Below are 10895 nucleotides of genomic sequence, written 5' to 3'. Positions count from 1 at the left end.
TCATGGCTGCAGCACCGAAGACACCAGCAGCTGCGAATACGGATGTTGCGGGTCGTCGAGGATCTGATCGGTCAGGCCGGTTTCCACCACGTGGGAACGGCGCATGACCATCAGCCGATCGGCGAGCAAACGGGCCACGGCCAGGTCGTGGGTGACGATCACCACCGCCAGGTCCAGCTCGCGCACCAGCCCGCGCATCAGGTCGAGCAAGCGCGCCTGCACCGACACGTCAAGGCCGCCGGTGGGCTCGTCCATGAACACCAGCCGTGGGCCGGACACCAGATTTCGGGCGATTTGCAGGCGCTGCTGCATGCCGCCGGAAAAGGTCCGTGGCAAGTCGTCGATGCGCGCCGGGTCGATCTCCACCTGGTTGAGCCAGTCCAGCCCCGCCGCCCGCAGCGCCTGATAATTGCGCACGCCCTGGGCCATCAGCCGCTCGCCGATATTGGCACCGGCTGAAACGCCCATGCGCAGGCCGTCTCGAGGGTTCTGCTCGACGAAGCCCCATTCCGTACGTAGCAGTGTGCGGCGCTCGGCCTCGCTGGCGCTGTACAGGTCCAGCCATTGGCCGGCATTTTTATGGGTGTCGGCGAGGCGGTAATCGATGACGCCCCGGTCGGGCGGGCAACGGCCGCTGAGCAGCGACAGCAGCGTCGACTTGCCGGAGCCGGATTCGCCGACGATGCCCAGCACCTCGCCGGGGTACAGCTCGAAACTGACGTCCTGGCAGCCTTTCTCCGGACCGTACAACTTGGTCAGTCCGCGCACTTTCAGCAGTGGCTGGGTGCGGTCGCTGACGGCATCACGGTCGATCTGTTGAGCAGCATTCATTGCGCGCCCCTCCCCTGACTGACCCGTTGCGCGCAGTAGTCGGTGTCCGAGCAGACGAAGCTCTGGGTGCCCTGATCGTCGAGGATCAGCTCGTCGAGGAACGACTCGTGGCTGCCGCAGATGGCGCAGTTGTGTTCCCATTTCTGCACTTCAAAAGGGTGATCTTCAAAATCGAGGCTGGTGACGCGGGTGAACGGCGGCACCGCGTACAGACGCTTCTCGCGACCGGCGCCGAACAGCATCAATGCCGGGCTCATGTCGAGTTTCGGGTTGTCGAATTTGGGGATCGGCGACGGGTCCATGACGTAGCGTTCATCGACGGTCACCGGGTAGGCGTAGGCCGTGGCGATGTGGCCGAAGGTGGCGATGTCTTCGTAGAGCTTGACGTGCATGACGCCGTAATCATTCAGCGCGTGCATGGTGCGGGTCTCGGTTTCCGACGGTTCGATGAAGCGCAGCGGCTCGGGAATCGGCACCTGATAGACCATAATCTGATCGGCGTGCAGCGGCGTTTCCGGGATGCGGTGACGGGTCTGGATGATCGTCGCTTCGGGGGTACGCTCGGTGGTGGCGACGCCGGCGGTGCGGGCGAAAAATCGGCGGATCGACACGGCATTGGTGGTGTCGTCGGCGCCCTGATCGATGACTTTGAGCACGTCCTCGGCGCCGAGGATCGCGGCGGTCAGCTGCATGCCGCCGGTGCCCCAGCCGTAAGGCAGCGGCATTTCACGGCCACCGAAGGGCACTTGATAGCCGGGAATGGCCACGGCTTTGAGCAGGCCGCGACGGATCATGCGTTTGGTCTGTTCATCCAGATACGCGAAGTTGTAGGCCTCGTCTCGGGGGGCCTGTGGCTGAAGACGTGGCGGCGTGGCAGCATTCATTGAGCCTGCTCCTTGGAGGGCGTGCGCAGTGTGCGGATCAGTTCCAGTTCCGACTGGAAGTCCACGTAGTGCGGCAGTTTCAAGTGCGAAACGAAACCGGCGGCTTCGACGTTGTCGCAGTGGGCAAGCACGAATTCTTCCTGCTGCGCGGGCGAGACGATTTCCTCGCTGTACTCACCGGCGCGCAACGAGCGATCCACCAGCGCCATGCCCATGGCTTTGCGTTCGGCGTGCCCGAAGGCCAGGCCGTAGCCGCGCGTGAACTGCGGCAGCTCGGTGGCGGAACCGACGAACTGGTTGACCATTTCGCACTCGGTCACTTCGATGGCGCCGATGGAGATCGGGAAGCCCAGCTCTTCCGGCTCGATCCACACCTCCACGTCACCGACGCGAATCTCGCCGGCAAACGGGTGATTGCGGCCATAGCCGCGCTGGGTCGAATAGCCCAGCGCCAAGAGAAAGCCTTCATCGCCGCGGGCCAGCGCTTGCAGGCGTTCGGCACGGCTGGCCGGGTACTCCAGCGGCGCGCGGGTGATGTCAGCGACCGGCGCGCCGGTGTCCTGTTCTTCCTTGATCAGGCCTTCTTTGGCGAGCAGCCCCAGCACCCGCGGACAATCCTGAACGGCCGCGTCGGCCTGCCCTTCAGGGCCAGGGAATGCGCCCTCGGCCAGCAAGGTGAAATCCAGCAAGCGGTGGGTGTAGTCGAAGGTCGGGCCCAGTAGTTGCCCGCCGGGAACGTCCTTGAACGTGGCCGACAGACGCCGGTTGAGCTGCATGGCCGAGGTGTCGATGGGCAGACTGGCGCTGAAGCGGGTCAGCGTGGTGCGGTAGGCGCGCAGCAGGAAGATCGCTTCGACCAGATCGCCGGCCGATTGCTTGATGGCCAGCGCGGCGAGTTCAGCGTCGTACAGCGAGCCTTCGGTCATCACCCGGGCGACGGCCAGGGGCAGTTGCTGGCGGATTTGTTCCACGCCCAGTTCCGCGACGGACGTGTCGCCCCGGCGTCGTTTCGCCAGCAGTTTGTGGGCATTGTCGATGGCCTGTTCGCCACCCTTGACGGCAACGTACATCAGACGGCTCCTGTCGACGGTTGAGGGCTGGACGGTTGCAGACTGGACGGTTGCGGCTTGAACAGCACTTGGGTGCTGCGCGGGAGGCCGAGCAATTCGCTGCCGGCGACGAAGAACACGTCGATCCCGCGGGGGAAGTCATTGCGCGCTTCGCGCTCCTGCCAGAACGCCTCCTGCAACGGCAGGCTGACGTGGTTTTTGCTTTCGATCCCCGGCCCGCGCCAGGCCAGTTGCGTGCCGCCCTGCAGACTCGGCAACTGAACCAGCAGCGTGCAGGACTGGTCGGGGTAGCGATCGTTGCCCAGGTCGAAACCGCTGAGGTCGTGCAACTGGCTGTCGTCGAGCAGCGCGAAGCGGGCGTTCTGCCGGTCGCTGACGATGGGGCAGCCACAATGGAAGGTCAGGTTGGCGCGGATGGCCTGGGTGTCGAACTTGGGGGCGAGCCACAGCGGCGTGTCGATGTCCAGCAAGGCCAGGCACAGGGCGTGGCTGGCCGCGGCAAGGCCTTCAAGGTGCGGCGGGGTTTGCGTGGCGAGCAGGCTTTGCGCGACACCGGGGCCGGCCAGGGCCTTGAGCGCGGCGCGAAAACTGCGCTGGGCATCCAGCACCGGATCGGTGAATGCCGGCTGCAACAGCGAGGCGGGCAAGGATTGAGTGGCGAGAGAGGTGCTCATCAGTTTTCTCCTCTGACCAGGGTGAAGAAGTCCACTTTGGTCGCGGCGGTTTCGGCTTGTTGTTGGGCCCGGCGCAGGTCTTGCGCGCGGGCCAGCGGGTCGATCAGGTCGCTGATCCAGTGGGCCTGTTGCGCGCCCTGCAAATGGGCGTCGGCCAGGGCGGCGAGCTCGGCGTGGGCCTTGTCGCGCCCCGCCAGGTAGCTGAAGCCGGTGCGGCCATCGGCCAGGCGCACCACACAGCGGGTCACGGTCATCTCGCCGACGTTGAACGGCGCGCCGCTGCCGCCCATGCGGCCCCGCACCAGGGTCATGCCGATTTCCGGCGCGCGGATCAGTTGGTAGTCGGCGTCACGCAGGGCGGCTTCGTGGGCCTGCAGTTCGGCCCGGCGGCTGCGCGACAGCACGCCGATCCAGTGCTGGCGAGCGGCATGGTCGGGTGCCGGGGCGTCGGCCGCGTTGGAGGAAACGGGTGTGGCAGTCATCGCGGGCATCTCCATCAGGTGACGATCTGATACTGGAAGCGGTCGGAGCGGCTGGTGGAATGGGCAATCTCCACCGGGTTTCCGTGCGCATCGTGGGAAAGGGTCAGCACCGTCAGCGCCGGCAAGTGGCGCGGCATCAGCAGCACACTGGCCTCTTCGCGACTGGGCAGGCGCGCGCCGATCAGGCTGAAGGTCCGGGTCAACGGCAATTGCCGTTCGGTGAGGAACTGGCGCACCGAGCCGCTGACGTAGTCGGCGATCAACGACGCGCGGGTGGCGCAGTAACGGTGGCGAATCAGGCAGACCGGCTGGCCGTCGAGGCGGCGCAATGTTTGCAGTTCGATCAGCGGCGCGTGGGGTTCGAGGCCCAGATGCGCGGCCTCCTCCACCGTCGCCGTGCAGTGCCGGCGTTGCAGCAGCACCGCTTCGACGCCGTGGCCGAGCGCGGCGAGGGATTCGCTGTAGGCACTGCCGGCGGCGACCGGGTACACCAGCGGACGGCCCAGCACTTGGGTGCCTTTGCCCTGTCGGCGCAGCAGGCTGCCTTCGCGCACCAGTTCGTCGATGGCCCGGCGCACGGTGTGGCGGTTGACCTCGAAGCGCGCAGCCAGCTGGACTTCGGCGGGCAGGTATTCGCCGGCGGTGTAGCGGTCGAGTTCACTGCGCAGGGTCTGCGCCAGTTCGCGGTACCTGGGTTCACGGTGCAGGGGTTCACGGGGCAAGGCCCCGCGGTTCATCGTTTCGGTTTGTCTAGACAACTGCATGGCTAAAAAAAGGGTTCGCACCCTCTCCTGTCGTGGTCGTTAGATGAACTGCTTGCGCAGGCGCTGGGAGAAGATGTCGATGACGCTCACCACCACGATGATCACCAGCAGCACCGAGCAGGTCTGGGTGAACTGGAAGGCGCGGATGTTTTCCCAGAGGATTACGCCGATCCCGCCAGCACCAACCATCCCCACCACCGTCGCCGAGCGCACGTTGGATTCGAATCGGTACAGCGCGTAGGAAATCCACAGCGGCATGACTTGGGGGATGACCCCGAAGATCACTTCCTGCAACGCACTGGCGCCGGTGGCGCGCACGCCCTCGACCGGGCCCGGATCAATCGCTTCCACCGCTTCGGCGAACAGCTTGGCGAGCACGCCGGTGGTGCTGATCCACAACGCCAGGACACCGGCAAACGGGCCCAGGCCGACAGCGACCACGAAGAGCATGGCGAAGACCATTTCGTTGATCGAACGGAACGCATCCATGACCCGGCGCAATGGCTGGTGAATCCACCACGGCGTGATGTTGTCGGCGCAGAGAATGCCCAGCGGTACCGAGCAGACGATCGCCAGCAGCGTGCCCCACAGGGCGATCTGCACCGTGACGATCATTTCCTTGAGGTACGCGCGCCATTCGTGGAAGTCAGGCGGGAAGAAGTCGGCGGCGAAGGTCGCCATGTTGCCGGAGTCGCGGTACAGCGCCAGCGGGTTCATTTCCGCGCCGTGCCAGGCCCAGGCCATCATCGCCAGGAACAGGCCCCAGCCCAGGTATTGCGGCCAGCTGCGCTTGCCGGCGGCTTCGATGTAAGCAGCGTGAGTGGTCATAAAAAGTCCGGTTGCGAACGGATGAAGCGTCATGACTGGCGCGCCGTGCCTGCACGGGGTTGGTCCCCACAGGCAGGCGCGCCCCGTGCATCAACCCGCCTTGGCGGTGCCTTGCTTTTCCAGCTCGGAAATACGGTCCTGCAGCTTGGTCAGCCCGGCGTCGATGTCTTTCAGGCGAGTGGCCTTCTCTTCGGCGCTGAGGGTGGTGCTGGCCGTGGTTTCGGTCTTCTGCTTGAACAGCTCGAGCTGGCGGATGGTCAGCAACTGGTCGTCCGAGGACTTGAGGAACTTGCCCATCTGCATGTTCTTCAGCACGGCCTTTTCTTCGTCGGTGTCGCCATAGTTAGCGAAGAAATCGCGGATCTTGTTCTTGTCCGCGTCCGACAGGCCCTTGCGCCAGACCATCGGGTCGGCGGGGATCAGCGGCGATTTCCAGATGACCTTGAGCATGGCGGCCTTGTCCGGCTGGGTGACTGCCAGACGGTCCCAGCTTTCGGTGTTGAAGGTCGCGACGTCCAGTTGCCCTTTGGCCACGCTCAGGGCATTGACTTCATGGCTGGAGTTCAGCGTGCGTTTGAAGGCGGTGGCGGCGTCGACGTGGTTCTGCGCGAAGACGTAGTAGCCCGGCACCAGATAGCCCGAGGTGGAGTTCGGGTCACCGTTGCCGAAGGTCAGTTCCTTGGCGTGCTTGAGCATGTCCTCGACCGAATTGATCGGGCTGTCCTTGCGCGCAATGATCACGCTCCAGTAGCCGGGCGCACCGTTGGCAGCAGCGGTCTGGGCAAAGATCTCGCCGCCGGAACGGTCCACCGCTTCCATAGCCGCCTTGTTGCCGAGCCAGGCCACATCGACCTTGTTGAAGCGCATGCCCTGGATCAGGCCGGCGTAGTCGGAGGCGAAGGTGGCGTTGACTTTAAGCCCGGTCTTTTTCGTCATGTCGTCGAGGAACGGCTGCCAGACGCTCTTCAGGTTCTGCGACGACTCAGTGGACATGATGCCGAAGTTGATGACGTTGTCATCAGCCTGCGCAGTGCCCATCAGGCAACCGGCGACGACAGCGGCAGACGCGAAGACGCGCCCGATACGGTTCAACATGGGGAACTCCCGGAGCTGGGTTGGTTGTTGGGGTGTTGTCTGGTTTATGTGGTTTGTCAGTGCCGCAACTGAATCAGGCGCGGGCCATCAGCAGTTGGGGCGGTCGTTCGGTGTCCCGCGCGCTGCCGTCGAACATCAGGCTGGTGTCAGCGTCGGCGCCGTACAGGTCGTTGAGAAACTGGCTGTTGAGCTCGGCGCCGTTGCCGTCGAAGTGAATGCGCCCGCCCTTGAGTGCCACGGCACGGGGGCAATAGCGCACGGCGTAATCCACCTGATGCAGGGTGACGACGACGGTCTTGCCGTCCCGGCGATTGATGTCGGCGAGGATTTCCATGACCTTGCGCGCGGACTCGGGGTCGAGGGAGGCAATGGGTTCGTCGGCAAGAATCACTTCGGCCTTCTGGGTCAGCGCGCGGGCAATGGCTACCCGCTGCTGCTGGCCGCCGGAGAGGGTCGACGCCCGCTGCGGCGCCAGATCGGCAAGGCCGACGCGGTCAAGATTGGCCATGGCCCGGGCTTTCTCCTCGGCGTTGAACAGGCCGAGGCTTCCACGCCAGCGCGGCATGCGACCCAGGCAGCCGAGCAGGACGTTGTCGAGCACGCTGAGGCGATTGACCAGATTGAATTGCTGAAAGATGTAGCCGATATCCGCGCGCAGGCGACGCACCTTGCCGTTGAGCCGTCCCGAGGCCTGCACTTCACGACCCAGCACCTGGACGCTGCCGCCATTGCTGCGATCGCAGCAGGCCAGCCCGGCCAGGTGACGCAACAGCGTGGATTTACCGGACCCGGACGCGCCGATCAGCGCGACCATCTCCCCGTGTTGTATAGACAATGCAAGGTCAACCAAAGCGGTCTTTCGGGCGAAGGTCTTGTTGAGGCGGTCGACGTGGATGGCTGCGGTCATGGGCTTCTCTGGTTTTGTGATTCCAGCGTCCTGCCGGGAGTGAATGATCAGCCGCACGACCGTCCATGGCCGCGTTCGGTGCGAGTGACATTAGGGGCAGCCTGTGGCAGTTCCATGAACCGACGATGACTGTGGGATTGCACTTCGGAGACGGTTTGCTACGGGACTTTTCGGGGTTTTTCTGGACAGGTTGGCGCCCAAGGGCGATCTAGCCGCTGTGCGGGCTAGACAAGTTGCGCGGATGTTGAAGGCAGGACAGCGGGGTCAATGCCAAGACTGAAACAAATAATTCGTGCCGTTGGTCCGTTGGCACAACGCTATGGGGTTAGCAGTACCAGCGTTAGCGGGCAAGGCGTCGGATGGCGCGCTGCGGGATTGAGGGTGTAAAAGGCTGGCCTCTTCCCGGCTGAAGCCGGTCCCACTATGGAAATGCACTTCGACCGTAGGACTGGCTTTAGCCGGGAAGACGTCGGGTGTCACGCCGCAAGATCCAGGGTGTAAAGGCTGGCCCCTTCCCGGCTGAAGCCGGTCCCACAAGATCACCGCATCCCGTCAGTGAGGCCTGTGACGCGGAGCGTCAGGGGATGCATTCCCACGCGGAGCGTAGGGAACGATCCAATGTTGGCGTCTGAGCTAACCTCTTCCCGGCTAAAGCCGGTCCTACTACGCGTGCTTTGATCTGCTTTTGATCTTGAAACACAAATAGTTCAGACGACGCCCATCGCGACTTGGGTGCAGGCTGAACGTAGACGACGCGTAGTGGGCCGAGCCGCAGGGATGCGGCGAGAGCGCCGTCAGGACATGGATGTCCGTTCGGCGCGGGCCCACGGAGCGTCGTCGGAGTGAGGGTATTCCGACGAAGGAGGAACCAAGCCAGGAGCAAGCACCCTTGGTTACTTGGGGTGCTTTTCCAAGTAACTCGCCGAAGGCGAAACAGAGGCCGTTAGGCCGACGCTCTAGATCTTGATCTTGATCTTGATCTTGATCTTGATCTTGATCTTGATCTTGATCTTGATCTTGATCTTGATCTTGATCTTGATCTTGATCTTGATCTTGATCTTGATCTTGATCTTGCGTCTAGATCCTGAAGGTCCCCACCAAATGCTGCAACCGCGCCGTCTGATGCTCCAAGTGCGCACAAGCATCAAGAGTTGACTTCAGGTTATCGACCCCCTCCTGATTCAGCGTATTGATCTCGGTAATGTCCACGTTGATCGCCTCAACCACCGCCGTCTGCTCCTCGGTAGCCGTCGCCACCGACTGATTCATCCCATCGATCTCACTGATCCGGCGGGTCACGCTATTGAGCCGTTCGCCCGCCTGATTGGCGATCGTCACACTGTTCTCGCTCTGACGCTGGCTCTCGGTCATGTTGATCACCGCGTCCCGCGCGCCCACCTGCAACTCCTCGATCATCCCCTGCACCTGCTGCGCCGAATCCTGGGTGCGGTGCGCCAGGTTCCTCACCTCGTCCGCCACCACCGCAAAGCCACGACCCGCTTCCCCTGCCCGCGCCGCTTCGATGGCGGCGTTGAGCGCCAGCAAGTTGGTCTGCTGAGAGATACCGGTGATCACTTCCAGAATCTGCCCGATGTTCGCGGTCTTGTTGTTCAGCGTCTCGATGTTGGCACACGACTCGCTGATCTTCTCGGACAGCTGGTTCATCGCCTTGATCGTCTGACTGACAACGCCTTGGCCTTCGCTGGCCAGTTGCGTGGCGTCGCTGGAATGCTGCGACGCCAGCGCGGCGTTCTGAGCGATTTCCTGGGCGGCGGCGCCGAGCTGATTGATCGCCGCGGCCACGCTGCTGGTGCGGCTGGTCTGCTGATCGGAATTGCCCATCGACGAGTTCGAGGCTCCGACCACGCGCGCCGCGACTTCCCCCAGTTGCCCGGCGGTCGACGCCACTTCGCGGATCGAGCTGTGAATACGCTCCACGAAACGGTTGAACGACTGCGCCAGCGCGCCGAACTCATCCTGGGACACGATGGCCAGACGCATGGTCAGGTCACCCTCGCCGTCGGCAATGTCCTGCATCGCCCGGCCCATCTGGTGCAACGGCTGCATCAGCACGCGGATCAACAGCCCCAGCAGCACCATGATGATCGCCACGGCAATGACCATGGCGAGAATCGCGGACGAGCGGAATTCGCTGAGCATCGAGTAGGCCGCGTCGCGGTCCAGCACCAACGCCACGTACCAGTTAGCCGACGAGAGCCCTTCCACCTTGGTGAACGAGATGATCTGCGCCTTGCCGCCGGACTCGATTTCCGCCACGCCCGGCGCGATGGTCGGTGCGCCGCTCGGGTAGGCCTCGCTGACATTCTTCAGGATCAGCTTGGTGTCCGGGTGGATCAGAATCTTGCCGTCGGCACTGACGATGTACGCATAACCATGGCCGCCGAAGTTCAGCGAGTTGATGGTCTTGCTGATGGCGTCCAGGGAAATGTCCGCGCCTGCGACGCCGATCATCTGCCCTTGCTGGCGCACCGGCGTGGCCAGTGTCACCACCAGCTTGCCCGACGAGGCGGCGATGTACGGCTCAGTCACGATGATGCCCTGCGCCGCATCGGCCGCCTTGTACCAGCCACGGGCACGGGGGTCATAGTCGGCGGGGCGGTTGCCCGTGGGCACGGAAAACATCACGCCGTCCTTGCTGCCGAAATAACTGAGCTGGAAGTTGTCCGGGTAAACCGGCAGACCGATCGCCCGTTGCAGGCTGGTCACCGCCGGACCGTCAACCGCGATCTGCTGGGCCATGGAGTTGAGCAACTGCGTGCGGCTGTCGAGCCAGGTTTGAATGTTTTGCGTGGTCAGGCTGCCCATCTGTTGAAGTTCGGAGGCGACGCTGTTCTTCAGGGTTTCGCGCTGGCGAAAGTCGTTCACCAGAATGAAACACGAGAAGGCAACTACCACGATGAGTGCAGCGGCCAGCAGGATCTTTTTGCTGAAACCCAGACGTTTGATCATATGCGTGTGTCCATAACCAGAGATGACAGCGACGAGAGTGCGATGCCGATAGGTGCGCTGCGCTTTGCACGAGGGCTGCAAGAACGAGAAGGCACGGCCTGAACATGTTTCGGCTGGGAAGACGGGGAATTTAGGGCCGGTGAGTAATGAAGATCGGGAGTGGTTATTTGAGGGGTTAAGCGATTCAGCTTATATCCAAACGCGGGGCGTTTACGGGGTGACTGGATCCAAAGATTGAGGGTGTGCAGCCTGGTCCCTTCCCGGCTGAAGCCGGTCCTGCACAAGCACCTCATCCCGTCAGTGAGACCTGTGACGCGCGGGGACACGGGGACACGGGGACAGATTAATTTACGGTGAAGCGCTGTAAATAAATCAGTCCCCATTAATCGA

Annotated in this window: 10 protein-coding genes and 1 pseudogene; all 11 read right to left on the bottom strand. The window is 63.2% G+C overall.

Going from position 1 to position 10895, the window contains the following annotated elements:
• Complete coding sequence (phnK, locus tag SLW74_RS21655) at nucleotides 1–831, bottom strand: phosphonate C-P lyase system protein PhnK (RefSeq protein ID WP_065991652.1); 831 nt, start codon at nucleotides 829–831, stop codon at nucleotides 1–3.
• Nucleotides 828–1715 carry an alpha-D-ribose 1-methylphosphonate 5-phosphate C-P-lyase PhnJ gene (locus tag SLW74_RS21650; protein WP_410930057.1) on the bottom strand — a complete coding sequence of 296 codons (888 nt, stop codon included), beginning with the start codon at nucleotides 1713–1715 and terminating at the stop codon, nucleotides 828–830. Before SLW74_RS21650 ends, phnK begins: the two co-directional genes overlap by 4 nt.
• Complete coding sequence (locus tag SLW74_RS21645; protein WP_410930056.1) at nucleotides 1712–2785, bottom strand: carbon-phosphorus lyase complex subunit PhnI; 1074 nt, start codon at nucleotides 2783–2785, stop codon at nucleotides 1712–1714. The genes SLW74_RS21650 and SLW74_RS21645 overlap by 4 nt, the downstream gene beginning before the upstream one ends.
• On the bottom strand, nucleotides 2785–3432 hold the full coding sequence (gene phnH, locus SLW74_RS21640) for a phosphonate C-P lyase system protein PhnH (RefSeq protein ID WP_192131975.1): 648 nt from the start codon (nucleotides 3430–3432) through the stop codon (nucleotides 2785–2787). Before phnH ends, SLW74_RS21645 begins: the two co-directional genes overlap by 1 nt.
• 26 nt (nucleotides 3433–3458) lie before the next feature.
• Nucleotides 3459–3941, bottom strand: coding sequence for a phosphonate C-P lyase system protein PhnG (phnG, locus tag SLW74_RS21635; protein ID WP_192131515.1), 483 nt, complete (start codon nucleotides 3939–3941; stop codon nucleotides 3459–3461).
• A gap of 14 nt (nucleotides 3942–3955) precedes the next feature.
• On the bottom strand, nucleotides 3956–4705 hold the full coding sequence (phnF, locus tag SLW74_RS21630; RefSeq protein WP_410930094.1) for a phosphonate metabolism transcriptional regulator PhnF: 750 nt from the start codon (nucleotides 4703–4705) through the stop codon (nucleotides 3956–3958).
• A gap of 39 nt (nucleotides 4706–4744) precedes the next feature.
• A complete protein-coding gene (gene phnE, locus SLW74_RS21625) occupies nucleotides 4745–5533 on the bottom strand; it encodes a phosphonate ABC transporter, permease protein PhnE (RefSeq protein ID WP_074887601.1) in 789 nt (262 codons plus the stop codon).
• A 90-nt stretch (nucleotides 5534–5623) separates the two neighbouring features.
• On the bottom strand, nucleotides 5624–6628 hold the full coding sequence (gene phnD / locus SLW74_RS21620; RefSeq protein ID WP_192131511.1) for a phosphonate ABC transporter substrate-binding protein: 1005 nt from the start codon (nucleotides 6626–6628) through the stop codon (nucleotides 5624–5626).
• Between the two features lie 73 nt (nucleotides 6629–6701).
• On the bottom strand, nucleotides 6702–7535 hold the full coding sequence (gene phnC, locus SLW74_RS21615; protein ID WP_410930055.1) for a phosphonate ABC transporter ATP-binding protein: 834 nt from the start codon (nucleotides 7533–7535) through the stop codon (nucleotides 6702–6704).
• A gap of 1077 nt (nucleotides 7536–8612) precedes the next feature.
• Entirely contained in the window at nucleotides 8613–9377 is a 765-nt protein-coding gene (locus SLW74_RS21610; RefSeq protein WP_410930093.1) for a methyl-accepting chemotaxis protein, read from the bottom strand.
• A 93-nt stretch (nucleotides 9378–9470) separates the two neighbouring features.
• Nucleotides 9471–10505 (bottom strand): annotated as a pseudogene (locus SLW74_RS21605) (cache and HAMP domain-containing protein); the annotation flags it as partial.
• Nucleotides 10506–10895: the final 390 nt, after the last annotated feature.

This window comes from Pseudomonas sp. W5-36 (genome assembly GCF_046540455.1).
GTDB classification, from domain to species: Bacteria; Pseudomonadota; Gammaproteobacteria; order Pseudomonadales; family Pseudomonadaceae; genus Aquipseudomonas; species Aquipseudomonas graminis_B.
Note: the sequence above shows the minus strand (reverse complement) of the source record. Positions and strands in the feature narration are given on the sequence as shown.